Annotated in this window: 22 protein-coding genes and 1 pseudogene; 12 read left to right on the forward strand and 11 right to left on the reverse strand. The window is 68.2% G+C overall.

From position 1 onward, the window contains the following. The 4 genes from ACSQ2H_RS09600 to tyrS form a co-directional block, all read right to left on the reverse strand. Complete coding sequence (locus ACSQ2H_RS09600; protein WP_436061188.1) at positions 1 to 435, reverse strand: bactofilin family protein; 435 nt, start codon at positions 433 to 435, stop codon at positions 1 to 3. Continuing rightward, positions 416 to 1,579, reverse strand: a complete 1,164-nt coding sequence (locus ACSQ2H_RS09605; protein ID WP_436061189.1) for a M23 family metallopeptidase — start codon at positions 1,577 to 1,579, stop codon at positions 416 to 418. The genes ACSQ2H_RS09600 and ACSQ2H_RS09605 overlap by 20 nt, the downstream gene beginning before the upstream one ends. A 293-nt stretch (positions 1,580 to 1,872) precedes the next feature. Beyond that, the gene (locus ACSQ2H_RS09610) at positions 1,873 to 2,337 is read right to left on the reverse strand and encodes a peroxiredoxin (protein ID WP_436061190.1); all 465 of its coding nucleotides are present in this window, start codon (positions 2,335 to 2,337) and stop codon (positions 1,873 to 1,875) included. 9 nt (positions 2,338 to 2,346) lie between these two features. Beyond that, positions 2,347 to 3,603 (reverse strand): tyrosine--tRNA ligase, encoded by a 1,257-nt coding sequence (gene tyrS / locus ACSQ2H_RS09615; RefSeq protein WP_436061191.1) that lies wholly within the window; start codon positions 3,601 to 3,603, stop codon positions 2,347 to 2,349. A gap of 261 nt (positions 3,604 to 3,864) precedes the next feature. On the opposite strand from tyrS, the gene ACSQ2H_RS09620 reads away from it, so the two are divergent. Both ACSQ2H_RS09620 and ACSQ2H_RS09625 read left to right on the forward strand, forming a co-directional pair. Next, positions 3,865 to 4,977 (forward strand): anhydro-N-acetylmuramic acid kinase, encoded by a 1,113-nt coding sequence (locus ACSQ2H_RS09620; RefSeq protein WP_436061192.1) that lies wholly within the window; start codon positions 3,865 to 3,867, stop codon positions 4,975 to 4,977. Between the two features lie 15 nt (positions 4,978 to 4,992). Continuing rightward, positions 4,993 to 6,291 (forward strand): amidohydrolase, encoded by a 1,299-nt coding sequence (locus ACSQ2H_RS09625; RefSeq protein WP_436061193.1) that lies wholly within the window; start codon positions 4,993 to 4,995, stop codon positions 6,289 to 6,291. A gap of 60 nt (positions 6,292 to 6,351) precedes the next feature. Here ACSQ2H_RS09625 and ACSQ2H_RS09630 read toward each other — a convergent pair whose 3' ends face one another. Further along, entirely contained in the window at positions 6,352 to 7,002 is a 651-nt protein-coding gene (locus tag ACSQ2H_RS09630) for an alpha/beta hydrolase (protein ID WP_267233802.1), read from the reverse strand. A 179-nt stretch (positions 7,003 to 7,181) separates the two neighbouring features. On the opposite strand from ACSQ2H_RS09630, the gene ACSQ2H_RS09635 reads away from it, so the two are divergent. From ACSQ2H_RS09635 to ACSQ2H_RS09680, 10 genes are all read left to right on the forward strand, one after another. Continuing rightward, entirely contained in the window at positions 7,182 to 7,628 is a 447-nt protein-coding gene (locus ACSQ2H_RS09635; RefSeq protein WP_183770217.1) for an Rrf2 family transcriptional regulator, read from the forward strand. Further along, the gene (locus tag ACSQ2H_RS09640; protein WP_436061194.1) at positions 7,625 to 8,758 is read left to right on the forward strand and encodes a cysteine desulfurase family protein; all 1,134 of its coding nucleotides are present in this window, start codon (positions 7,625 to 7,627) and stop codon (positions 8,756 to 8,758) included. Before ACSQ2H_RS09635 ends, ACSQ2H_RS09640 begins: the two co-directional genes overlap by 4 nt. A 12-nt stretch (positions 8,759 to 8,770) precedes the next feature. Continuing rightward, complete coding sequence (sufB, locus tag ACSQ2H_RS09645) at positions 8,771 to 10,240, forward strand: Fe-S cluster assembly protein SufB (protein ID WP_436061195.1); 1,470 nt, start codon at positions 8,771 to 8,773, stop codon at positions 10,238 to 10,240. A 26-nt stretch (positions 10,241 to 10,266) separates the two neighbouring features. Continuing rightward, on the forward strand, positions 10,267 to 10,641 hold the full coding sequence (locus ACSQ2H_RS09650) for a hypothetical protein (RefSeq protein WP_436061196.1): 375 nt from the start codon (positions 10,267 to 10,269) through the stop codon (positions 10,639 to 10,641). Beyond that, positions 10,641 to 11,387: a Fe-S cluster assembly ATPase SufC gene (sufC, locus tag ACSQ2H_RS09655; protein ID WP_293403360.1), complete on the forward strand. Its 747-nt coding sequence runs from the start codon at positions 10,641 to 10,643 to the stop codon at positions 11,385 to 11,387. The genes ACSQ2H_RS09650 and sufC overlap by 1 nt, the downstream gene beginning before the upstream one ends. After that, positions 11,384 to 12,412 carry a Fe-S cluster assembly protein SufD gene (gene sufD, locus ACSQ2H_RS09660; RefSeq protein ID WP_436061197.1) on the forward strand — a complete coding sequence of 343 codons (1,029 nt, stop codon included), beginning with the start codon at positions 11,384 to 11,386 and terminating at the stop codon, positions 12,410 to 12,412. Before sufC ends, sufD begins: the two co-directional genes overlap by 4 nt. A gap of 2 nt (positions 12,413 to 12,414) precedes the next feature. Further along, positions 12,415 to 13,629 (forward strand): aminotransferase class V-fold PLP-dependent enzyme, encoded by a 1,215-nt coding sequence (locus tag ACSQ2H_RS09665; RefSeq protein ID WP_436061198.1) that lies wholly within the window; start codon positions 12,415 to 12,417, stop codon positions 13,627 to 13,629. A gap of 8 nt (positions 13,630 to 13,637) precedes the next feature. Further along, entirely contained in the window at positions 13,638 to 14,000 is a 363-nt protein-coding gene (locus ACSQ2H_RS09670) for an SUF system Fe-S cluster assembly protein (protein ID WP_436061199.1), read from the forward strand. Positions 14,001 to 14,018: 18 nt separating this feature from the next. Further along, positions 14,019 to 14,420: a HesB/IscA family protein gene (locus tag ACSQ2H_RS09675; protein ID WP_436061200.1), complete on the forward strand. Its 402-nt coding sequence runs from the start codon at positions 14,019 to 14,021 to the stop codon at positions 14,418 to 14,420. A 165-nt stretch (positions 14,421 to 14,585) separates the two neighbouring features. Beyond that, on the forward strand, positions 14,586 to 15,776 hold the full coding sequence (locus ACSQ2H_RS09680) for a low temperature requirement protein A (protein WP_436061201.1): 1,191 nt from the start codon (positions 14,586 to 14,588) through the stop codon (positions 15,774 to 15,776). Here the strand turns inward: ACSQ2H_RS09680 and ACSQ2H_RS09685 are convergent. The 6 genes and pseudogenes from ACSQ2H_RS09685 to ACSQ2H_RS09710 all read right to left on the reverse strand — a co-directional run bounded on the left by ACSQ2H_RS09685 (position 15,763) and on the right by ACSQ2H_RS09710 (position 24,806). Next, a complete protein-coding gene (locus tag ACSQ2H_RS09685; RefSeq protein WP_436061202.1) occupies positions 15,763 to 16,563 on the reverse strand; it encodes an enoyl-CoA hydratase/isomerase in 801 nt (266 codons plus the stop codon). The genes ACSQ2H_RS09680 and ACSQ2H_RS09685 overlap by 14 nt on opposite strands. 81 nt (positions 16,564 to 16,644) lie before the next feature. Next, complete coding sequence (locus tag ACSQ2H_RS09690; RefSeq protein WP_436061203.1) at positions 16,645 to 17,700, reverse strand: diguanylate cyclase; 1,056 nt, start codon at positions 17,698 to 17,700, stop codon at positions 16,645 to 16,647. A 112-nt stretch (positions 17,701 to 17,812) separates the two neighbouring features. Then, positions 17,813 to 19,387 carry a DEAD/DEAH box helicase gene (locus tag ACSQ2H_RS09695; RefSeq protein ID WP_436061204.1) on the reverse strand — a complete coding sequence of 525 codons (1,575 nt, stop codon included), beginning with the start codon at positions 19,385 to 19,387 and terminating at the stop codon, positions 17,813 to 17,815. Positions 19,388 to 19,647: 260 nt separating this feature from the next. Next, positions 19,648 to 21,705: a DNA topoisomerase IV subunit B gene (gene parE, locus ACSQ2H_RS09700; protein ID WP_436061205.1), complete on the reverse strand. Its 2,058-nt coding sequence runs from the start codon at positions 21,703 to 21,705 to the stop codon at positions 19,648 to 19,650. Between the two features lie 53 nt (positions 21,706 to 21,758). Then, positions 21,759 to 21,875, reverse strand: a pseudogene (locus ACSQ2H_RS09705) (PEPxxWA-CTERM sorting domain-containing protein); the annotation flags it as partial. Between the two features lie 624 nt (positions 21,876 to 22,499). Beyond that, positions 22,500 to 24,806, reverse strand: coding sequence for a penicillin acylase family protein (locus tag ACSQ2H_RS09710; RefSeq protein ID WP_436061206.1), 2,307 nt, complete (start codon positions 24,804 to 24,806; stop codon positions 22,500 to 22,502). Positions 24,807 to 24,834: the final 28 nt, after the last annotated feature.

Here is a 24,834-nt window from a genome sequence, read left to right on the forward strand (position 1 = left end):
TCAGGCGCTCTGGGCTTCCGGCTCGGGCGCGGCGAGGGCGACCGGGGCCGGGCGCTGGAACTTGAGGCTACGGCCCTGGAAGAAGGCGCCGGTCTCGACCGACAGCTGCTCGTGGGTGATGTCGCCGTCGACATAGGCGGTGCCGTAGAGGCGCACCTGCTTGGCGGTGACCGTGCCGATGATACGGCCGCGAATGTCGACGCTTTCGGCCTGGATAGAGCCTTCGATGTGGCCGGTGTCGCCCAGGGTCAGGCGGCCGACCCGCACATCGCCGCGGATCACGCCGTCGACGTGCAGTTCGCCTTCGCCGACGATGCCGCCTTCGAGCGTGAGGTCCTGGCTGATGAGGGAGGCGGGCTTGGGGGCCTTGCGTTCGCTAGTCGCCGACAAGGACGCGTCGGAAGTCTTCTCGGGCTTAACCGCCTTGGAGAACATAATCGCCAGCCTTTACGAAACGCGACGGGTTCTGGGCCCTACCATTGACCCAGACCTCGTAATGCAGGTGCGGTCCGGTGGACCGGCCCGTGGACCCCATGCCGCCGATGCGGCTGCCGACGGTCACGCGCTCGCCCGGACGCACGCCGATGGCCTGCAGGTGGGCGTAGCGGGTCTTGAAGCCGCGGCCGTGGTCGATCTCGATGGTGTTGCCGTAGCCCGAGCGAACGCCCGTGAACGACACCACGCCCGGCGCGGTCGAGTAGATCGGGGTATTGGTCGGGCCGGCGAAGTCCAGGCCCGAATGGAACGCCGGACGACGAGTGAACGGGTCGAAGCGGACGCCGTAGCTGCTGGTCTGGGCGGCGGCCGTCGTCGGGCGGGCGAAGGGCAGCTTGGCGGCGGCGTCGACTAGGGCGCCGGCCTCGGAAAGGTTGGTCGCCGCGTGCTGGATGCGTTCGGCGAAGTCCTCGTCGACGTCGAGCACGGCGGCCAGGGCGCGCGGATCCTTGGCCTCGATCAGCGGGCCGCCCAGCGAACCGCCCTTGGGCACGTAGGACGACGGCGTCAGGCCGGCGAGGCGGAAAGCCAGCCGCAGCCGGTCGGCGCGGGTCTTGGCGAAGTCGTCAGCGGCGTCGATCAGGCGTTCCTGGCCGGCGCGGACCAGTTCGATCCGACGCAGGGGGCCGACCTCGGCCGAAGCGCTGGTGGCCTTGGCGATGGCTGGGGCGAGCGCGGCCTGGGCGCCCGGCTGGCCCTTGAACTCGGTCAGCAGGATCGCGAGCGCGGCGTGGCGGTTCTCGACGCTGGCGGCCAGGGCGCCGATGCCGCCCTCGGCCTGGTTCAGCTGGACCATGGCGCTGTTGAGCCGGGCTTCGCGGTCGGCGACGAGGCGCTCGGACTTGGCCTGCATGCGGGCCAGCTGCTGGTCGTGGCTGGAGACAGCCATGGCGTTGACCATCATCGCCGCGGTGCTGACGCCCATCCAGAGCGCGCCAGCCGCGACGCCGCCGGCGATCGCCATCTGGCGGCCGGTGGTTAGGACGAAGGAACGCATTTCACCACCGGAGCGGATGTAGAGGTGCCGTTCTGGGAACAGCTCTACAAGCGATCGGCGAAGGCGCGCGAAGCGTGTCATTCTCACCGTATCGGCTACGAACTCGGGGAACGGCGCGATATGCAATGAGATTTGGCGCGCGTGCAAGCGTCTTCACGCTGCAACGTACGCGGGCCGAGCGGCGAATGAGTCTCGCTGATCGTGGTTAACAGGGCCTGAATGGCCACGCTAGATCACGGTGGTATGCGGCCCCGAACCTTGGCTGGATAAAGGCTCGGCGCGACAAATCTACAACAGCGGGGAGGGCGGCGGGTTCCGCCGGACGGCCGTGTCCAGACGACGCGCTGCGGCGAGCGGCCGCAGCGCATCAAGCTTAACAATCAAAGGGCTTGGGCGGCTTTCAGCACCTCGGCGGCGTGGCCGGGGACGCGGACCTTGCGCCAAATTCGGACCAGCTTGCCGTCCGCGCCGATCAGGAAGGTCGAGCGCTCGATGCCCATGTACTTGCGGCCGTACATGTTCTTTTCGACCCACGAGCCATAGACCTCGATCATCGCGCCCTCCGGGTCGGAGGCCAGCGGGACGGCGAGGTCATACTTGGCTGTAAACTTCGCGTGACTGGCGACGCTGTCCTTGGAGACGCCGAGCAGCGCGACGCCGGCCTTGGCGAAGTCGGCGGCCAGGGCGGTGAACTCCTGGGCCTCCTTGGTGCAGCCGGAGGTGTCGTCCTTCGGATAGAAGTAGACGACCAGCGGCTTTCCGGCGAAGTCGGCCAGCTTCACTGGCCCTTGCGCGCCCTGCAGTTCGAAGTCGGGCGCGCTCGCGCCCTCGGTCAGTGCGGACATTTCGGCTCCTTAGACCGGCTTCACCAGGACGATCTTCTTCTTGCCGGCGGCGAGCTTGACCACGCCGTCGACGAGGTCGGCGTTGGTGATCGTACGGCCAGCGTCCGCCTCGGCCTTGTCGTTGACCCGCAGGCCGCCGCCCTGAGCCAGGCGGCGAGCTTCGCCGCGCGATCCGGCCAGGCCGGCGTCGGTGGCCAGAGCCGCCAGCATGATCCCGGCCTCGAGCTCGGCGGCCGGCACCTCGTGGGTCGGCATGTCGCCGGACACCGAACCGACCTCGAAGGCCACGCGCGCGGCCTCGGCCGCTGCGGCCGCGGCTTCCTCGCCGTGCAGCATGCGCGTGGTCTCGTTCGCGAGCGCCTTCTTGGCCTCGTTGATGTCGGCGCCCTGCATCGCCTCGTAGCGGGCGATCTCGTCCAGCGGCATGTCGGTGAACAGGCGCATGAAGCGGCCGACGTCGGCGTCCTCGGTGTTGCGCCAGAACTGCCAGTAGTCGTAGGGGCTGCGCATGTCGGCGTTGAGCCAGACCGCGCCGCCGACCGTCTTGCCCATCTTCTGGCCCGAGGCGGTGGAGAGCAGCGGCGTGGTCAGGCCGAAGGACGGCTTCTGATCGACGCGGCGGATCAGCTCGACGCCGTTGACGATGTTGCCCCACTGGTCCGAGCCGCCCATCTGCAGCAGGCAGCCGTGGCTGCGCTCGAGCTCCAGGAAGTCGACCGACTGCATCAGCATGTAGTTGAACTCGAGGAAGGTCATCGGCTGCTCGCGCTCGAGCCGCGCCTTGACGCTGTCGAAGGCCAGCATCCGGTTGACCGTGAAGTGGACCCCGTAGTTCCGCAGGAATTCGACGTAGCCGAACTTGGACAGCCACGCGTCGTTGTCGAGCATGACCGCGTCGGTCGGCCCGTCGCCGAAGGTCAGGAAGCGCTGGAAGGTGCCCTTGATGGTGGCGATGTTGTCCTGGATCTGCTCGTGGGTCAGCAGCGGGCGCTGGCCGTCCTTGTCGGTCGGGTCGCCGACCTTGGTGGTGCCCCCGCCCATCAGCACGATCGGCTTGTGACCGGCCTGCTGCAGCCGGCGCAGCATCATGATCTGGATCATGTGGCCGACGTGCAGCGAGGCGGCAGTGGCGTCGAAGCCGATGTAGGCCGTAATCGCGCCCTTGCCGGCGGCTTCGTCGAGCTCGACCGGGTGGGTGATCTGATGGATGTAGCCGCGCTCCTGCATGGTGCGCAGGAACTCGGACTTGAACGGCTGGTCGGACATTGGGCGTTCTTTTGGCGGCGAGGATTCAGAGGGGCGCTCTAACACGCGCTCATTGCTGATTTCGAGGGACATCTGACAGGCTCCTAGGCGGCGGGGGGCCGGAGACCGTCTTTTCCTGGGATGCGGGCGCCGACCATTACGGGGGGCGCAAGAGATCGTTCCGCGCCTGCTCTAGGGCAGGCGGTAATAGCGGCCGGCGATGGTGGCGCGGGTGATCATGGGCTCTAGCTACGGCCCGCACGCCGTGGCAGTCAAGCTGGCATGCGAGTTCTAGGCTTCATGACCGGCACGTCCCTCGACGCCTGCGACATGGCGATCCTGGAGACCGACGGCGAAACGATCTTCGCGTTCGGGCCGGCCGGAGAGCGCAAGCTGAGCGAGGAAACCCGCGCGGCGGTGCTCGAGGCGACCCATGCGGCGATGGCGTGGGAGCGAGGCGAGCCGGAGCCGCAATCCTTCGCGCCGGCGGCCGAGGCCGTGGCGCGCGAGCACTTCGCCGCGGCCGAGGAATTCCTGGCGCAGAACGGCCTGGCCTGGTCCGACATCGACCTGATCGGCATGCACGGCCAGACGGTGCTGCATGAGCGGCCGCAGGACGGCGCGGTCGGGCGCACGGTGCAGCTGGGCGACGCCCAGTGGCTGGCCGATGCGAGCGGCGTGCCGGTGGCCTTCGACTTCCGCACCGCCGACGTCGCCGCCGGCGGCGAGGGCGCGCCGTTGGCGCCGATCTATCACCTGGCGCGTGCCCAGAGCGCCGGGATGTCCGCGCCGCTGGCGGTGCTGAACGTCGGCGGGGTGGCGAATGTCACCTTCTGGTCGGGCGGCGAGGACATCGCGGCCTTCGACACCGGTCCTGGCAACGGCATGATCGACCTGCTGATGCAGTCGCGCGGCGCCGGCCGCTTCGACGAAGGCGGCAAGTACGCCAGCGTCGGCCAGGCGGACGAGGTGGTGCTGAGCGGACTGCTGGCGCATCCGTATTTCCAGGCGCCGCCGCCCAAGTCGCTGGACCGCTACGACTTCTCGCTGGAACCGCTGGAGCCGCTGCGGCTGGAGGACGCCGCAGCGACCCTGGTGGCGTTCACGGCCGAGGCGCTGAAGCTGGGTTTCAACGTGATGGGCGGATCGCCGACCGAGCTGATCGTCTGCGGCGGCGGACGGCGCAATCCGACCCTGATGGCGGCCTTCGCCGAGCGGCTGGCCGTGCCGGTGACCACCGCCGAGGATCACGGCTGGCGCGGCGACTCGATCGAGGCCGAGGCCTTCGCCTATCTGGCGGCGCGCACCGCGCGGGGGCTGCCGATCTCGTTTCCCAAGACCACCGGCGTAGCTGCGCCGATGACCGGCGGGCGCATCGTCCGCCCGAACCGCTAGAGTTTAGGAGCTTACATGTCGAAACGGGTTTGGCTGGCGGGCGTCGCCGCTGTTGTGGCGATGACGGGGAGTGCGTCGGCGCAGGAAGCGCCGGCGGCCAAGCCTTACGACGCAGCGGTGTTCGCCCAGGCCGCGGCGCTGCAGCCCAAGGTGATCGCCTGGCGGCGGGACTTCCACGAGCATCCGGAGCTGTCCAACAACGAGGTCCGCACCGCCAAGATCGTCGCCGACCACCTGCGCAAGCTGGGCTTTGAGGTCCGCACCGGCGTCGGCAAGACCGGCGTGGTCGGCGTCCTGAAAGGCGGCAAGCCGGGCAAGGTCGTCGCCCTGCGCGCCGACATGGACGCCCTGCCGGTGGCTGAGCAGACCGGCCTGCCGTTCGCCTCGAAGGCGACGGGCAAGTATCTGGGCCAGACGGTGCCGGTGATGCACGCCTGCGGCCATGACAGCCACGTCGCAATCCTGATGGGCACGGCCGAGATTCTGGCCGGCATGAAGGACCAGATCGAAGGCACGGTGGTCTTCATCTTCCAGCCGGCCGAGGAAGGCCCACCTCCGGGCGAGGAGGGCGGCGCGCCGCTGATGGTCAAGGAAGGCGTGCTGACCAGCCCGAAGGTCGACGCGATCTTCGGCCTGCATGCGTTCCCGGGGCCGGTCGGGATGCTGGTCTGGCGTCCGGGCCCGATGATGGCCGCCTCGGACCGCTTCGAGATCCACCTGAAAGGCAGGCAGGCGCACGGCTCGATGCCGTGGCAAGGGATCGACATGTCGTCGCTGACCGCCGACATCGTCACCGCGTTCAACCAGATCACCTCGCGGCAGATCAACGTCTCCAAGACGCCGACGGTGCTGACCATCGCCACCCTGCAGGGCGGCATGCGCTACAACATCATCCCCGAAGACATGACGATGACGGGGACGCTGCGGACGTTCGATCCGGGCATGCGCACCGACGTCATGGCCCGCGCCGACAAGGCGGTGGCCTCGATCACCGAGCGCTACGGCGCCAGCGGCAAGATCGACTGGGGCCAGCCCAACCCGGTGACCGACAACAACCGCGCCCTCTCGGCGCAGATGAAGCCGACCCTGACCCGCGCCGCCGGGGGAAAGGTCGCCGACGACATCGACTACATCATGGGGGCCGAGGACTTCTCGTACTTCCAGAAGGAGGTTCCGGGCTTCTTCTACCATCTCGGCGTCGGCAACCCGAAGGGCGGCAACCATTCGCCGTTCTTCGACGTCGACGAAAAGGCGATGGAGACCGGCGTCCGCGCTCAGGCGTTGCTGGCGCTGGATTACCTGGCCGCGAAATAGACAAAGAAAAAGGCCGGGGCGTGAGCTCCGGCCTTTGAACTTTCCGCGCTGGGCGCCCGATCAGATCGGGTCGGCCTCGATGCGCTTGTCGAGATAGGCGCCGACGCGCTTTTCGACTTCCGGCAGGTGCTCGGCCCAGAAGTGCGAGGCGCCGTCGACGACCTCATGGTCGATGACGATCCCCTTCTGGGTGCGCAGCTTGGAGACCACGCGCTCGACTTCCACCGGCGGGACGACGGTGTCGGCGCCGCCGTGCAGGATCAGGCCCGAGGCCGGGCAGGGCGCCAGGAAGCTGAAGTCATACATGTTGGTCGGCGGCGAGACGCTGATGAAGCCGTCGGTCTCGGGCCGGCGCATCAGCAGCTGCATGCCGATCCAGGCGCCGAACGAGTAGCCGGCGACCCAGCACTGCGAGGCGGCCGGATTGGTCGACTGCAGCCAGTCGAGCGCGGTGGCCGCGTCGGCCAGCTCGCCGATGCCCGAATCGAATTCGCCCTGGCTGCGGCCGACGCCGCGGAAATTGAACCGCAGGGTCGAGAAGCCGCGCTTCATGAACAGGTGGAAGAGCTGCACCGCCACCGGGTGGTTCATCTGCCCGCCGGCCTTGGGGTGCGGGTGCAGGATCAGCGCGATCGGCGCCGTCGGGCTCTTGCCCTGGGTGTATCGACCCTCGATCCGCCCGGCCGCGCCGGTCAGAACCACTTCTGGCATGCCATTCCTCTCGTCAGGCGCGGCGTCCGAATACTTGACTAACGCGCTCGGTCTTCCTAAGTCGCGACCGTCGGCCGGTTCCGGCGACAAGCCCCGTGCAAGCGGGGGCCTGTAACATATGGGACCCGGCAAATGCTCGAAAAAAAGCAATCGGGCTGCTGAGAGCTTCAAGGAGCGCTATGCGCCTTTCGACCAAGGGACGTTATGCAGTGATGGCCATGGCCGACCTCGCGCGCCGTCAGGCCGCGTTGGCGGAAGGCGATCGCGCCGTGACCCTGGCCGAAATCGCCGCCCGGCAACAGATTTCGCTCTCGTACCTGGAACAGCTGTTCGCCCGCCTGCGTCGCCGCGGGCTGGTGAAGAGCCTGCGCGGCCCGGGCGGCGGCTATCGCCTCGCCAAGAGCGCCGAAGAAACCAACATCGCCGACATCGTGCTGGCCGTCGACGAGCCGCTGCGCGCCACCCGCTGCGGCGTGCAGGGCAAGGGCTGCATGCTGAAGGGCGAGCGCTGCATCACCCACGACCTCTGGGAGGACATGGGCCGGCACCTGCACAGCTATCTGGCCTCGGTCAGCCTGGACGATCTGGTGAACGGCCGCTTTGCGCCGCACGAGGCCGCTGCATGAGCGCGGTCTACCTCGATTACAACGCCACCGCGCCGGTGCGCCCGCAGGCGGCTGACGCCGTTGCGCGCGCCTTCGCCGTCGGCGGCAACCCGTCGTCCGTGCACGCCAGCGGCCGCGCCGCGCGGGCGATCGTGGAAGACGCCCGCAATGCCGTCGCCGCGCTGATCGGCGGTCCGGCCTCGACCGTGGTGTTTACCTCGGGCGGCACCGAAGCCAATGCCCTGGCGATCGAAAGCGCCGTGGCCACCGGATCGAAGCGCCTGATCGTCAGCGCCATCGAGCACGACAGCGTGCTGGAGAGCGCCAAGGCCAGCGGCGCGGCGGTCGAGTATCTGCCGGTGACGTCCCACGGCGTCGCCGACCTGGTCTGGCTGGCCGAGCGCCTGGCGCGCTGGGACGCGGCCGACGGGCGACCGTTCGTCGCGCTGATGCACGCCAACAACGAGACCGGCGTCATCCAGCCGGTGCGTGAGGCCTCCGAGATCGTGCGCGGCGCCGAAGGCTGGCTGCATGTCGATGCGATCCAGACGGCCGGCAAGATCATCACCGACAGCCGTGCCCTGGGCGCGGACACTCTCGTGGTCTCGGCTCACAAGCTGGGCGGGCCGCAGGGCGTCGGCGCGCTGACCTTCGGGCCGCGTGCGACCCTGGTGCGCCGTCAGCATGGCGGCGGGCAGGAGCGTGGGCGTCGGGCCGGCACCGAGAACGTCGCCGGCATCGCCGGCTTCGGCGCTGCGGCCCTGGCGGCGCTGCGCGATCGCGAGATCGAGGCCGGCTGGCGCGACGCTGCCGCCGAGCGGCTGAAGGCGGCCGGCGCGGTGGTGATCGGCGAAGGTTCGCCGCGACTGGCCAATACCCTGTGCGTGGCGACCCCCGACTGGGGCGCAGAGCTGCAGGTGATGGCGCTGGACCTGGCCGGGATCATGGTCAGCGCCGGATCGGCCTGTTCGTCGGGCAAGGTGAAGGCCAGCCACGTGCTGACCGCCATGGGCCTGACCGACCTGGCCGGGTGCGCGATCCGCGTTTCGGGCGGCTGGGCCACCAAGCAAGAAGAATGGGCGGCGTTCGCGACCGCCTGGGAGCAAGTTCAGTCCCGTCACGCCGCGCGTCGCCGCGCGCCGGCGGCGTGAGGAGGTAAGAGTATGGCCGCCGTCAAGCAGACCGTCGAACACGTCGAAAGCCTGGAAAAGTACAAGCACGGCTTCGTCACCGAGATCGACCAGGAGTTCGCGCCCAAAGGGCTGTCGGCCGACATCGTGCGCTTCATCTCAGCCAAGAAGGACGAGCCGGAGTGGATGCTGCAGTGGCGGCTGGACGCTTTCGAGCGCTGGCTGGCCATGGACGAGCCGACCTGGGCCAAGGTCGACTTCCCGCCGATCGACTACCAGGACGCCTATTACTACGCCGCGCCCAAGGGCAAGGACGGGCCGATGAGCCTGGACGAGGTCGATCCCGACATCCTGGCGACCTATGAGAAGCTGGGCATCCCGCTGCGCGAGCAGGAAGTGCTGGCCGGCGTGCAGGGCGCGCCGCGCTATGCCGTCGACGCGGTGTTCGACAGCGTCTCGGTGGTGACCACCTTCAAGAAGGAGCTGGCCGAGGCCGGGGTGATCTTCTGCTCGATGAGCGAGGCGATCCGCGAGCATCCCGAGCTGGTTCAGAAGTACCTGGGCTCGGTGGTGCCGGTGTCGGACAACTACTACGCCTGTCTGAACGCGGCGGTCTTCTCGGACGGCAGCTTCGCCTACGTCCCGCCGGGCGTCCGCTGTCCGATGGAGCTCTCGACCTATTTCCGCATCAATGCGGAGAACAGCGGTCAGTTCGAGCGCACGCTGATCATCGCCGACAAGGGCGCCTACGTCTCGTACCTGGAAGGCTGCACCGCGCCGATGCGCGATGAGAACCAGCTGCACGCGGCGGTGGTCGAGCTGGTCGTGCTGGACGACGCCGAGATCAAGTACTCGACGGTGCAGAACTGGTACCCCGGCGATCCGGAGACCGGGAAGGGCGGCATCTACAACTTCGTCACCAAGCGCGCCGATTGCCGTGGGGACCGCTCGAAGGTGTCGTGGACCCAGGTCGAGACCGGTTCGGCGATCACCTGGAAGTATCCGTCCTGCGTGCTGCGCGGCGAGGGCAGCGTCGGCGAGTTCTACTCGATCGCGATCACCAACGGCCGCCAGCAGGCCGACACCGGCACCAAGATGATCCATCTCGGCGCCAATTCGCGCTCGCGGATCATCTCCAAGGGCATCAGCGCCGGGAAGTCCTCGAACACCTATCGCGGCCTGGTCTCGGCGCACCCGAAGGCCAAGGGCTCGCGCAACTTCACCCAGTGCGACAGCCTGCTGATCGGCAAGACCTGCGCCGCCCACACCGTGCCCTATGTCGAGGCGCGCAACGGCAGCAGCGTGTTCGAGCACGAGGCCACGACCACCAAGCTGTCGGAAGATCAGCTGTTCTACGCCATGCAGCGCGGGCTCTCGCAGGAAGAGGCCGTGCAGCTGCTGGTCAACGGTTTCGTCAAGGACGTGCTGCAGGAGCTGCCCATGGAATTTGCCGTGGAAGCCCAGAAGCTCGTCGCCATCTCCCTCGAGGGCTCCGTCGGATGACCCTTTCCAGCTCAGAGACCCGCTCCATGTCCCTTCGCCGCGCCTTCGACGCCGAGCACGCCCGCCGCGATGCGGTCCGCCATGCCCGCGAGGAGGCCGAGCGCAAGCAGCAGGAAGAAGACCTGGCGCGCGCCCAGCAGCTGTACGACGCATTGGCCGAGGACGAGGGCTTCCTGCGCGAGAAAGGGCTGACGCTTGGCCTGCGCCGCTACACCGTGACCCTCAATCACGAGGGCTTCCTGATCGACGCCTATTTCGAGTCCGGGAGCATCAACGTGCGCTCGGCCGACAAGCGCACCGCCACGACCTCCACCGCCGCGCCGCGCAAACAGCAGTTTGTGAACACGCCCGACGAAGCCCTTGATGTGATGGCCCAGTTCCTGGCCGACGAGACCGACTGATGCTTTCGATTTCCAACCTGCGCGCCGAAGTCGACGGCAACGAGATCCTGAAGGGCCTGTCGCTGGAGGTTCCAGCCGGCGAGGTGCATGCGATCATGGGCCCGAACGGCGCCGGCAAGTCGACGCTGTCCTACGTGCTGACCGGGCGTGACGGCTACGACGTCACCGGCGGGACCGCGACTCTCAATGGCGAGGACCTGCTGAGCCTCGACCCGGCCGAACGCGCCGCCAAGGGGATGTTCCTGTCGTTCCAGTATCCGCTGGAGATCCCGGGCGTCCCGGCCCTGACCTTCATCCGCACCGCGATGAACGCCCAGCGCAAGGCGCGCGGCGAGCCCGAGGTGAGCGCGCCCGAGTTCCTGAAGCTGGCCAAGGCGACCGCTGCGTCGCTGAAGATCGATTTCGACATGCTCAAGCGCGCCCTGAACGTCGGCTTCTCGGGCGGTGAGAAGAAGCGCATGGAAATCTTTCAAATGGCGATGCTTTCGCCGCGCTTCCTGATCCTGGATGAGACCGATTCCGGCCTCGACATTGACGCCCTGAAGATCGTGTCGGACGGGGTCAACGCCATGCGCTCGCCCGATCGCGGGATGCTGGTGATCACCCACTATCAGCGTCTGCTCGACTACATCAAACCCGACCGCGTGCACGTGCTGTCGGCCGGGCGGATCGTGGAATCCGGCGGGCCGGAGCTGGCTCTCGAGCTCGAGCGCGAAGGCTACGACAAGTACGCGAGGGCTGCGTGAGCGTCACCGAGGCCATCAGTTCCGGCGACGCCGGCCTGCTGCCGGGTCGGCGCGACGAGGACTGGCGCTGGACCGATCTGCGCGGGCTGATCCGCCAGATGCCCGCCGCCTCGCCGCAGGGCCAGGCGTGGACCTGGGACCACCCGCTGGCGCAGAGCGTCGAGGCTGTGGACGTCGTCAACGGCCGCGGACCGAGCGACCTGGACGTGCCGGCTGGAGAGACGCGGCTGGCCGCCTATCGCTTCCTGTCGAGCCCCGAGGCCGGCGCGCACACCGCCGAGCTGTGGGTGTCGGTGGGCGAAGGCGCGGTGCTGACCCTGGTCGAGAGCTACGAAGGCGCGGCAGGCGGCTATCTGGCTAACGCCAACCTCAACTTCCGCTTGGCCAATGGCGCCCGCGTCGAGCGCGTGGTGTTCGCGGCCGATCACGCCGAGGGCGTCTCGGTGGTCGATGCGACCGTCGAACTGGCCGGCGAGGCGAGCTACGCCCAGACGGTGCTGACCACCGGCGCCCGTCGCCAGCGGATCGAGACGCGGGTCGCTCATCCCGGCGCTCACGCTCAGGTCCGGCTGGACGGGGCATACCTGCTGGAGGGCCAGCACAACGCCGACCTGACCACCGTGGTCGAGCACCAGGGCGTTGACGGCGTCACCAGCCAACTGACCAAGGGCGTGGTGCGCGACCAGTCGCGCGGCGTGTTCCAGGGCCGCATCGTGGTCGCGCAAGGCGCCGACCGCACCGACGCGCGCATGGGCCACCACGCGCTGATCCTGTCGGACAAGGCCGAGATCGACGCGAAGCCCGAGCTGCTGATCTTCGCCGACGACGTGCAGTGCGCGCATGGCAATACGGTCGGGGCGCTGGACGAGGACGCGCTGTTCTACGCCGAGCAGCGGGGCATGCCTGAAGACCTGGCCCGGGCGCTGCTGACCGCGGCGTTCGTGGGCGAAGTGATCGAGCGCATCGAGCACGACGCCGTGCGCGAGGCGGCCCAGGCCTGGGCCGCCCAGCGGCTGGAGGTCTGAACATGGCCTTCGACGTCGAGGCTGTGCGGGCGCAGTTCCCGATCCTCAGCCGCCAGGTGAACGGCAAACCGCTGGTCTATCTCGACAGCGCCGCGTCGGCCCAGAAGCCGCGGGCGGTGATCGACGCGATGACCGCGGTGATGGAGGGCTCGTATTCCAACGTCCACCGCGGCCTGCATACCCTGGCCAACGAGACGACCGACGCCTACGAGGCGGCGCGCAAGTCGGTGGCCAGGTTTATCAACGCCGGCGAGCACGAGATCGTCTTCACCAAGGGCGGCACCGAGGCGATCAACCTGGTGGCGTCGGGCCTCGGCGCGAGCCTGGTCGAGGGCGACGAGATCCTGCTGACCGTCATGGAGCACCACGCCAACATCGTGCCGTGGCACTTCCTGCGCGAGCGCAAGGGCGTGGTTCTGAAGTTCGTGCCGGTGCTGGACGACGGGACTCTGGACCTGGCGGCAATCCCCGACTTGCTGACGGATCGCACCAGGGTCGTGGCGCTGACCCAGATGTCGAACGTGCTGGGGACCATCAATCCGGTGGCCGAGATCGCGCGGATGGCCCATGCGGCCGGCGCCAAGGTGCTGGTCGACGGCTGCCAGGGCGTGGTTCACCTGGACATCGACGTGAAGGCGCTGGACGTCGACTACTACGTGTTCTCCAGCCACAAGCTCTACGGCCCGACCGGGATCGGCGTGCTGTACGGCAAGGAAGAGGCGCTGGCCGCGCTGCCGCCTTATCAGGGCGGCGGCGAGATGATCGGCGAAGTGCGGCTGGAAGCGATCACCTACGCCGATCCGCCACACCGGTTCGAAGCCGGCACTCCCCCGATCATCGAGGCGATCGGGCTGGGCGCGGCCATCGAATGGCTGAACACCATCGACCGCAAGGCCGCCGCCGAGCACGAAGCCAAGCTCTATGCCCGCGTCCGCGAGGGGCTGAAGGGCTACAACTGGCTGCGGGTGATCGGCGAGGCGCCGGGCAAGGGCGCGATCATGGCCTTCACCGTCGATGGCGCGCACGCCCACGACGTGGCCCAGATTCTCGATCGGTACGGAGTGGCGGTTCGCGCCGGCACCCACTGCGCCGAGCCGCTGATGCGGCGTTTCGGCCTGACCGCGAGCGCCAGAGCTTCTTTCGCCCTATATAATACGGAAGGGGAGGCCGACGCATTCGTCGACGCGCTGACCCGCACCCAGGCCTTTTTCGCTTGAGTATGAACATGGACGACGCCGCCGCCATCGAGCCGACCGCGACCACGCCGCTTTCCCAAGGCGAGCTGGACGCGCTGACGGATCTGCTCATCGAGAAACTGAAGACGGTGTACGACCCGGAGATCCCGGTCGACATCTACGAACTGGGGCTGATCTACAAGGTCGACGTGTCCGACGATAAGGACGTGGCGATCGACATGACGCTGACCGCGCCTGGATGCCCAGTGGCCGGCGAAATGCCGGGCTGGGTGCAGGACGCGGTGCGCGAGATCCCCGGGATCCGCAACGTCACGGTCGAGCTGGTGTTCGATCCGCCGTGGGATTCCTCGCGGATGTCCGACGAGGCCAAGCTTCAACTCAACATGTTCTGACCCCATATGGAGGGGAGCATGAGCGATCTGAACCTGACCCCCGCGCCTCGGGCGCGCCGCCCTCGGCCCAAGGTCGTCACCCTGACGGATGCGGCCGCAGAGCGCGTGCGCGCCATCATGGCCAAGTCCGAGAAGCCCTATGTCGGCCTGCGGGTCGGCGTGAAGAACAGCGGCTGCGCCGGCCAGGAGTACATTCTGGAGTACGCCGAGGAAGCCGGCCCGCTGGATGAGGTGGTAGAGGACAAGGGCGTCACGATCCTGATCGAGCCCAAGGCCGTGCTGTTCCTGGTCGGCACCGAGATCGACTACGTGACCACCAAGCTCTCGGCCAAGTTCCAGTTCCGCAATCCGAACGAGACCGACGCCTGCGGTTGTGGCGAGAGCGTCACCATCGAGCCGGCCAAGCCCGCCGACGCCTAGTCGGCGAAGTCGTATGGCCGGCCCCCCTCCAGCGCCCGCCGATAGGCCGGACGGGCGTGATGGTCAGCATAGAAGTTACATTTGTAGGCCAGTATTCGCCTGATCGGCGATGGCGCTGACGCATGTCTGCTGCCTAGATAATCTTGCTTGCAGCGAGGTGGGCCCATGTTCGGCGCGACCAAGGATCTCCAGCGGACACGGCGCGAGCACGAGCATCACCGGGTCACCTTCATCGAGCTGTTCTTCGACCTGGTGTTCGTGTTCGCGATCACCCAGCTGTCGCACTCGTTACTGAAGCACCTGACGCCGATGGGGGCGGTCCAGACCGGACTGCTGTTCCTGGCCGTCTGGTGGGTGTGGATCTTCACCTGCTGGATCACTAACTGGATGGACCCCGAGCAGCCGGTCGTGCGGCTGTTGCTGCTGGCCCTGATGCTGGCCGGCCTGTTGATGACGACGTCGCTGCCGGAGGCGTTCGAGGACAAGGGGCTGCTCTTCGCCTGCGCCTTCGTCGTCATGCAGGTGGGCCGCTCGCTGTTCATGCTGTGGGCCCTGCGGCGACACAACGAGCGGAACTATCGCAATTTCCTTCGGATCACCGCCTGGCTTTCGGTCTCGGGCGCGTTCTGGATCGCGGGCGGGCTCTCCGAGGGCGGCTTGCGGCTGGCGCTGTGGGGCGTGGCGGTGGCGATCGAGTTCGCCTCGCCGTCGCTGGGCTTCTGGACGCCTGGCCTTGGCCGCTCGACCACCGGCGACTGGGATGTCGAGGGCGGGCACATGGCCGAGCGCTGCGCCCTGTTCGTGATCATCGCCCTGGGCGAGACGCTGCTGGTCACCGGCGCGACCTTCGCTGAACTGCCGATGAGCGCCGGCGTGCTGGCCGCGTTCGGCGCCTCGTTCGTCGCCAGCGTAGCGATGTGGTGGATCTATTTCGATGCGGCGGCCGAACGCGCGAGCAGCCAGTTCGCGAAGTCGGATGATCCTGGACGGATCGCTCGGCTCGCCTACACCTACATCCACCTGCCGCTGCTGGCCGGCATCGTGGTGAGCGCGGTGGGCGACGAATTGGCGCTGGCCCACCCGGACGGCCATGTGGATGTGAAGAGCGCCATGGTGTTGCTGTCGGGACCGGCGCTCTACCTGTTCGGCGACCTGTTGTTTCGGCGGGTTACGACGCAGCGCTTCCCGCGCTCGCACCTGGCGGGGCTGATCGGCCTGGCGGTGCTGGCGCCTTTGGCCACGACCCTGACGCCGGCCGTGCTCAGCGTGGCGACATCGACCCTGCTGGTCGCCGTGGCGGCCTCAGAGTCGCTGTCACGGCGGCGGGAAGGCCGGGGCGCGGTCAGCGCCCCTTGAACAGGGCCGGACGCTTCTGAAGGAAGGCCAGGATGCCTTCGCGATTGTCCTCGGTGCGGCCCGCATGCTTCTGCGCGACGCGCTCGGCATGGAGTTGGTCGGCCCATTCGGCGTCCAGGCTCTCCCACATGAGCTTGCGGATGGCGCCGAGCGCCTTCGGGCCCGTCGCGAGGTTCTGGGCGAACTCCATGGCCGTGGCCATCAACTGGTCGTCAGGCACGGCCCGGTTGGCCAGACCCCATTCGACCGCAGTCTTGGCAGGGACCTTCTCGCCCATCAGCGCCATCTCCATGGCGCGCGCCTTGCCGATGAGGCGTGGCAGCAGGTAGGTCGAGCCGCCGTCCGGGACCAGACCGATGCGGCGGAACGCTTGCAGGAAGTAGGCGCTCTCGGCGCAGACGATGATGTCGCCCATCAGAGCCAGCGAGCAGCCGACGCCTGCGGCCACGCCGTTCACCGCGGTGACGATCGGCAGGGGATAGTCGCGGAGCGACTTCACGAAAGGATTGTAGACGCTTTCGAGCGCTGCACCGGCGTCCGGCCCATCCGGATCGGGGTTGGCGGGAGCCGCGCCGCCGCGGCCGGAGAGGTTGGCGCCCGAGCAGAACCCGCGGCCTTCGCCGGTCAGCACCACGCATCGAACCGACGCGTCGGCCTTCATGCCGTCGAACGCCTGCTGCAACTCGTCCATGAGGTCGAGGCCCGCCGCGTTCAGCGTGCTGGGGTCCGCCAGCGTGATGACGCCGATCCCGTCCGCGACCGAAGTCTTGATCTTCGAATAGGCCATGGCGTCCTCCCTCAAGGTCCTGACGGAACTTAAAGGGGTATGTCGCCGCGTCAGGCTAGGGGAAAAACGCCCAAGCGGGGGTCAGGCGGCCGCGGCTACGGACTCGGCGCTGGTCACCCGATTCCGGCCTGAGCGCTTGGAGACGTAGAGGGCGCTGTCGGCTCGCTCCATGAGGCCGTGAGCGCTCTCGCCGGTGCGCAGTTCGGCCAGGCCGACCGAGACGGTGATCGCCCCGAGGTCGTCGTTGGTCGAGCGGCGCTTCAGCATCCGCGAGGAAACCTCTTCGCGGATCTCGTCCAGGACGATGGCGGCCAGTTCGGCGCGCTCACGCGGGAAGATCAGAGCGAATTCCTCGCCGCCGTAGCGCGCGGCGAAGCGGGGCGGGGCCCCGACGCGACCGATGACGCTGGCGACGTAACGGATGACTTGGTCGCCGGTCTGGTGGCCCCAGGTGTCGTTGAACGACTTGAAGTGGTCGATGTCGATGACCGCCAGGGTCAGGCTCTGGGCCTGGTCGACGGCGTCGGCGCAGGCGCGCTCGAGTTCCTCATCGAAAGCCTTGCGGTTGGCAAGGTTGGTCAGGCCGTCGGTGGTGGCTTCGCGGCGGACCTGTTCGAGGTGCTCGCGCAGCTTGGTGACTTGGGCCGTGGATTCGCCGAGCCGGCGCTCGAGGGACTTGTTCTCGCGCTGGACGCGCTTGGTGGCGTTGACCAGGGTCTCGACGGTGGCCTTGAGATCGTCGACGCTGCCGACGGCGCTCAGCGACTTGGAGGCGCCGGCGAGGGTTTCGCCATAGGCCTCGCTGGACTTCTGGGCGGTCTCGATGGCCCGGCTGACGGCGTCGAGTTCCTTGGTCAGGGCGTCGCCGGCGTCGCGGATGTGGTCGTTGAGCTTGGCCTTGGGGAGGTAGGTGGCGGCCAGTTCGTCGGCGACGGTGTCGGTGAACGCTTCGCCGGTGGAGAGCATCCTGGCGATCTCGCGGCCCAGGGCGCTGTCGGGCGCAGCGATGAAGTGGGTCCAGAGCTCGAAGTTCACTGCAGTCGGCCAGACCTTGTTCGCCTCCATGGCGTCCATGGTCTGCCTGGCCAAGGCATAGGCGCCCGGACCCCGCAGCTTGGTTTCGATGTCGCCCGACATACTGTCTTCCCCGAATCCTCGAAGGCGCCGCGAATTTTTCGCGGCAGCATTCATGTCCCGGGGAGAAGGTTACCGGGGAGAGCCGAACGAGCCGTTAAAAATGTAAACTCGACTATTCGGTCGTCGTCGAGCGCGGCGGGGCCCGCAGCAGGAACGCCGGGATATCGGAGCCGAAGCCGACGACATTGTCGCGGTCCTCGCGATGGTCACGATTGTCGCGACCGTCCCGGTTGTCGCGCCGCGAGCGCTCGCGGCGCGCCGGCTCTGGCGCGGCTGTGGCGGGCGCGGGGGGCGGCGGGGCGGCCTTCGGCGGCGCCTTGGCGGCAGGTTCGGCGCGGGTGCGCGTGCGTCGCTTGGGCGCCTCGGCCTGAGCCTCGTCGCTGGCGGGCGCGGTGACGACCGGCTCCATCGACGCGACTTCGCCGTGCGGAGCGATCGGGCGAGCGCGGTCGCGCGATCCCCGCTCGCTGCGGCCGCCACGCTCGCGCGAGCCGCCGCGTTCGCGGCCGCTGCTGCTGGCGCGACGCTCGTCCTTGATGGAGGCGAAATCGACGCCCTCAAAGACGACCTCTTCGGGCGTCTTGCCGATGAGCTTCAGGACCTTGTCGATGTTCTTGGCGTCGGCCGGCGTAACGATCATGTACGCCTCGCCGGTGCGGCCCGCGCGGCCGGTCCGGCCAATGCGGTGCACGTAGTCGTCGGCGTGATGCGGGACATCGTAATTGAAGACCTGACCGACAGCCGGGATGTCCAGGCCCCGGGCGGCGACGTCGGAGGCGCAGAGCAGCTTCAGCTCACCCTTACGGAAGGCCTCCAGCGTGCGCATGCGCGTCGCCTGGTCCAGGTCGCCGTGAATGGCGCCGGCGTCGAAGCCGTGCTTCTTCAGCGACTTGGCGACGATGTCGACTTCGGACTTGCGATTGCAGAACACGATGCCGGTGTCGACCTGAGACCGCTCGATCAGCATGCGCAGGGCGGTGCGCTTGGCCTTCGGATCCGAGGTCGGCAGCTTCACCATGTACTGGCTGATCGTTTCAGCCGTGGTCGCCGGGCGCGCGACCTCGATCCGCTGCGGATCGTTGAGGAACTGCTTGGTGAGGCGGGTGATTTCCGGCGGCATGGTCGCCGAGAAGAACAGCGTCTGCTTTTTGGCCGGGGTCAGCTTGAAGATGCGCTCGATGTCCGGGATGAAGCCCATGTCGAGCATGCGGTCGGCTTCGTCGACCACCATGATCTGGACGCCGGTCAGCAGCAGCTTGCCGCGCTCGAAATGGTCGAGAAGTCGGCCAGGGGTGGCGATCAGCACGTCAACGCCGCGATCGAGCTTCAGCTCCTGGTCGCCGAACGAGACGCCGCCGATCAGAAGCGCCCACGACAACGTGCGCTTTTGGCCCTTGGCGTACTTTTCGAACGAGGCGGCGACCTGGTCGGCCAGTTCGCGGGTCGGGGCGATGACCAGCGAGCGCGGCATCCGCGCCTTCGAGCGGCCAGCCGCCAGGCGATCGATCATCGGCAGCGTGAAGGCGGCGGTCTTGCCGGTGCCGGTCTGGGCGATGCCGAGGACGTCGCGACCTTGAAGCGCCACAGGAATAGCCTGGGCCTGGATCGGAGTAGCGGTCGTGTAGCCGGTGTCGGCAACGGCCTGGAGCGTCGCGGGCGACAGGCCCAGTTCGGAAAATTCGGTCATTCAGCAGCAATGGGGGCGGGGGCTCGCCCGAAGACGAGCTAGCGAACCGCGGCGGCGCGTACGGCGATCGTCGCGCGACGCGGAAGATACGGAGACATAGCGTCAAGTCAAACGCGTTCTGCCCCTTGCAGTTCAAGGGGAGGCGCAAGCTTCACGCAAGTTCGTAGGCTGCGCTTTGGGTGTCGCGGCCTCAGCGGAGAGCTTCGGACCGCGATATAGGCGCCCGCGAGATGTTCTGGAAGGTGCGCGAGGCCGGGGCGTTAGACGTCGAGGTCGTCCGCGGCGAACTCGGCGTTTTCCTGGATGAAGCGGAAGCGCAGCTCCGGCTTGCGGCCCATCAGCGCCTCGACCAGGTCCTCGACCGTCTCCTCGGCGCGGGGCAGGGTGACGCGCGCCAGGGTCCGGCTGCCCGGATCCATGGTCGTCTCCTTGAGCTGGTTCGGCATCATTTCGCCGAGGCCCTTGAAGCGGCCGATCTCGGGCTTCTTGCCTTTGAAATCGGTGCGCAGCAGCTCCTCACGGTGCGCATCGTCGCGGGCGTAGATGGTCTTGCCGCCGTGGCTCATCCGGTAGAGCGGGGGCAGGGCGAGATAGAGCCGGCCGGCGCGGATCAGGTCCGGCATCGTGCGGTAGAAGAACGTGATCAGCAGCGATGCGATGTGGGCGCCGTCGACGTCGGCGTCCGTCATGATCACCACGCGCTCGTAGCGCAGGTCCTCTTCCTTGAACTTCTTGCCGGGCTGAACGCCGAGGGCGAGCAGCAGGTCGGAGAGTTCCTTGTTGGCGACCAGCTTGTCGACCGAGGCCGAGGCCACGTTCAGGATCTTGCCGCGCAGCGGCAGGATCGCCTGGGTCCGGCGATTACGCGCCTGCTTGGCCGAGCCGCCGGCGGAGTCGCCTTCGACCAGGAAGATTTCAGTGCCGTCGGTGGCCTGGCCCGAACAGTCGGCCAGCTTGCCTGGCAGGCGCAGCTTGCGGGTGGCCGAGGCGCGCTGGACGTCGCGGTCGCGGCGGCGCTTCAGCCGCTCCTCGGCCCGGTCGATGACGAACTGCAGCAGCAGGCTGGCGGACTTGGGCTGGGCGGTCAGCCAGTGGTCGAAGGGATCGCGCAGGGCGTTCTCGACGAGCCGTTGGGCGTCCGACGAGGACAGCTTTTCCTTGGTCTGGCCCTGGAACTCCGGGTTGGCGATGAACACGCTGACCAAGGCGCCGGCCTGGGCCACGACGTCCTCGGCGGTGATCAGGCCGCCGCGCTTCTCACCCGTCAGTTCAGCGTATTGCTTGAGGCCGCGAGTCAGGGCGGCGCGCAGACCGGCCTCGTGCGTGCCGCCTTCCGGGGTCGGCACGGTGTTGCAGTAGGACTGCATGAAGCTGTCGGCCTCGCCGAAGCCGGCGGGCGTCCAGGTGACGGCCCATTCGACCTTGCCGGTTTCGCCGGGACGCTCATAGCGGCCGGCGAAGGGTTCGGGGGTGACGGTCTCGACGCCTTTGACTCGCTCGGCCAGGAAGTCCGCCAGGCCGTTGGGGAAGCGGAACACCGCCTCGGCCGGGGTCTGGTCCTGGATGCGCGAGGGATCGCAGCTCCAGCGGATCTCGACGCCGCCGAACAGGTAGGCCTTGGACCGGGCCATCCGGTAGAGGCGCGCCGGCTTGAACGCACAGCCCTCGCCGAAGATCTGTTCGTCCGGCAGGAAGGCGAACGCCGTGCCCTTCTTGCGGGTCGCGCCGAGCTTTTCGATCGAGCCCAGCGGCTTGCCGCGGCTGAACGACTGGCGCCACTCGAAGCCGTCCTTCCAGGCGGTGACGTCGACGCGCTCGGACAGCGCGTTCACCACCGAGACGCCGACCCCGTGCAGACCGCCGGAGGTCTCGTACGCCTTGCCCGAGAACTTACCGCCCGAGTGCAGGACGGTCATGATGACTTCCAGGGCCGACTTGCCCGGATGCTTCGGGTGCGGGTCGACTGGAATCCCGCGGCCGTCGTCCTTGACGCTCAGGACGCCGTCGGCGTCGAGCTTGACCTCGATGACCTTGGCGTGGCCGGCGACGGCCTCGTCCATGGCGTTGTCGAGCACTTCGGCGAACAGGTGGTGCAGCGCACGCTCGTCGGTGCCGCCGATGTACATGCCGGGCCGCTTGCGGACCGGCTCCAGCCCTTCGAGAACCTCGATGTCCTTAGCCGAGTAGCCGCCGCCCGGCTTTTCGGTCAGCACCGCCGGATCGGGGCGCGGCTCATGGCTCTGCGCCAGCGGTGCGGCCGGCGCGGGGTTCAGAGCGTCGTCGAAGAGAGAAGCTTGGGGAGTAGAGGCCTGGGACATGCGACCTGAAAATGGAACGATTCGAGACCGCCCCATATGAATCGCGACGGCCTCTAAATCAATGCGACCTGCGGGCCGATGGCTGTCGCAGCGTGGCGACGGCGGCGAATGAAGGCGCCGGCTAGGCCAAAGCCGGTGATCATCATCGCCCAGGTCGACGGCTCGGGCACCGGCGTCGCGACCCGCGGCAGCGGCCGTCGAACGCCTGTCGTGACAGGCCCATCGGGTGCGATCAGCCAGTCCCAGGGCGTCGGCATGCGCGGCTGGATGTCGTAGAGCGCGATCAGCTTGAGGTCTTCTGGCGGCGTCAGCGGCTCGGCGATGTTCTCGAACAGCGCCTGGCGCGGTTCGGCCAGCCGGGCCAGCTCATGCTCGGGCGCCATCGCCTTGGCCAGGCGGCCGCGGGCGGGCTTGAAGTAGACCGGAACCATTGGGGTCGCGGAGGGGGCGGCGGCAGGAACGCCGACCAGCGCCATGGCGCCGATCGCGCTCGACAGCAGGCCCGGCGTCATCGCCGGCAGCGGCAGGGCGATGGTCGCGACCAGCAGCCCGAAAAGCGTCCTCTTGGTTAGTCTCGACGACTTGCGCATATGGCCCCGTCCTGCCCCAACGCGCCGTCCTGCGGCGCATCTGTCCCTTGGGCCGAAGGGAGCAAGGTGCGGGCCAGTTCTGCATGGCCATAAGTGTCAGTATTCTATGGAATTTGTCCGGCGCTCTGGGGCGGCGCGTGGGCCTTGCAGGTGCGCGGATGTGCCGAAACGGGCCAGGCGCGGCGGCCTGGCCCGGGATCCGGATCAGTTCCCCTTCAGCACCAGCGGCGCGCTGGGCTCGTCGGCGGCGATGTCGGCGGCATGGAAGGGCAGGCGGTGCCAGCCCTTCTTGGAATAGAGCCAGGTCTGGTCGGCGTAGTGCGGCGAGGCCGGATCGGTCGACTGCGAGTAGGACAGCACCGCGTCGGCCACCGGACCCTTGTCGTCGAAGGTCACGACCTGGATGTAGCTGGAGCCGTGGTAGGGCACGTAGCCGCCGGCCTTGGCGTTGAAATGCGCCTGCTGGGCGTTGAGCACCCCGTCGGAGCCTTCGCCGCCGTGGACGGGGATCTTGTGCTCGCCGCGGATCGCGAAGTGATAGGCGCCGTAGGGGGCGTTGAGCGCGATGTTCTGCCTGGCCATCAGCTGCACCGCGCCGGCCAGGGCCTGGCGCAGCTTGCGGGCGGTGTCCGCGTCGGTCTTCAGGCCGCGCGGGGTGTGCACCGGGTCGGCGGCGTCGAAGGGCGTCACGTAGAGGCCCGCGATCTTCTGGGCCTGGCGCCAGTACTCCATCCACAGCAGGGCGCCGACGCTGTCGTTGTCCATGCGGCGGTCCCACTTGCCAAGGATCGCGCAGGCGGCAGTCAGGTCGACGCTCTGGCCGTCGGCCAAGGCGACCGCGCCGCCGGCCCCACAGGCCGTCAGCGTATCGTCGAGGAAGAGCTCGGCGGCGTGGTTCTTGTTCCAGAACAGCATGGTCTTCACCGCCGCCGGGTCGAAGCCCTTGCCGGGCAGGCCGTCTGTTCCGGCCAGCCGCGCGTCGATCTCGACGATGCCGGAGCGGGTGCGCAGGTTCTGCGGAATGTCGGTGAGGCCGATGATCGGCGACACCGCCGCCATCGGAGCCTTGGCGTTGGTCAGCCAGTAGCTGTCGTTGCTGTTGGCGACATAGTCCTGGCGGATCATCGCGGGCATAGTCGCGCCGGCCATCAGGCCCGGCGAACCCCAGTCGCAGGCGGCGCGCGACCCATCGAGGACATAGATGCGCGAGGCGGCGGCCAGCTTCGCGGCGGCCGGGCTGGGGGCGCAGGTCTTCAGCTTGTCGGCCGAGACGTCGGGCGTGGCGGTGATGTCGGCGTAGAGCGCATCGCCGTGGCGGTCGGCGGCGATGGTGTTGACCCATGGAATGCCCAGCGACTTGGTGATGGTCGCGCGGATCTCGCCCACCGACTTGGCGCGGGCGATGTCCAGCCAGGTCCCGGCCGCGGCGCTGTTGCCCTTGTTGGCGTCGCGCAGGGCGTAGGCGGTCTTGGTGGTCCAGGCCAGGCCCGCCTGCGGCATCACCACTACCGGGCCGTAGAGCGTCGTGTAGTAGGTGCGGGTCTGCGGCCCGGCCGGCGTGTCGACGGTGACCGACTTGCGTTCCATCGCGTGGCGCTTGCCGTCGACGAGGTAGGCGGTCGGGTCGGCTGGATCGAGGGTCAGCTCGAACAGCGTGAAGTGCCGATCGGTCGAGATGTGCGTCCAGGCGACGTCCTTGTTGAAGCCGATCGACAGACCCGGCGCGCCGGCGATGGTCACGCCCATGGCGTCGAACTTGCCCGGGATCGTCAGGTGCGCCTCGTAGAAGCGGTTGGTCGTCTCCCAGGGGAAGTGCGGGTTGCCGAGCAGCAGGCCCGATTTGTTGGTGGTCACGTCGCGGCCGAACGCCCAGCCGTTGGAGCCGAGGCCGATCTGCTCGGCCATGTTCGGCAGGCCGACATTGGCGGCGGCCTTGGCCGGAGCCTCCGCCGCGGGCGGCGCGGCGGCGTTGGTCTGGCGCAGCCACGCCCCGCCGCTGGCCTGGATCATGCGCTCTTCGTTCAGCCGCACCATGTCGTCGACGCTGATCGGCCGCACCCAGGCGGCGTCGCGGCAGTCGGCCGGACGCTGGTCCTTCGGCGTGTCGGCCAGGTAGCGGTTGAAGCCGGCGACGTAGCCCTGGACCAGGGCGCGGTAGTCGGCCGGCCCCTTGTCGAGCTTGGCGCGCAGGGCGGGGACGTCGATGTTCGAGCGGAAGAAGAAGTCGCTCTCGAGATTCTTGATGTCGGTGAAGGCCACGACATTGGTCGCGTCCGGTCCGAAGTGCTTGGTCCGCTCGCCGTTCACGGTGGCGATCTTGTCGGCCAGCAGGCAGAGGTTGTCCTGGGCGAAGGCGTAGGCCTGGCCGTAGCCGAGCCCGCCGAAGTCTTTCGCGGTGACGTGCGGGATGCCGTACTTGGTGCGCACGATCTGCGCCTCGTAGGCGGCGGCGCTCGAGGCGATTCCCGCGGCCAGCGCGCAGGCGGCCGTGCTCAGAAGCAGCTTTTTCATGGCGTTTCCCCGACTGGTCCCCTGCTGA

This window comes from Phenylobacterium sp. LjRoot97 (genome assembly GCF_964254345.1).
Classification (GTDB): domain Bacteria; phylum Pseudomonadota; class Alphaproteobacteria; order Caulobacterales; family Caulobacteraceae; genus Phenylobacterium.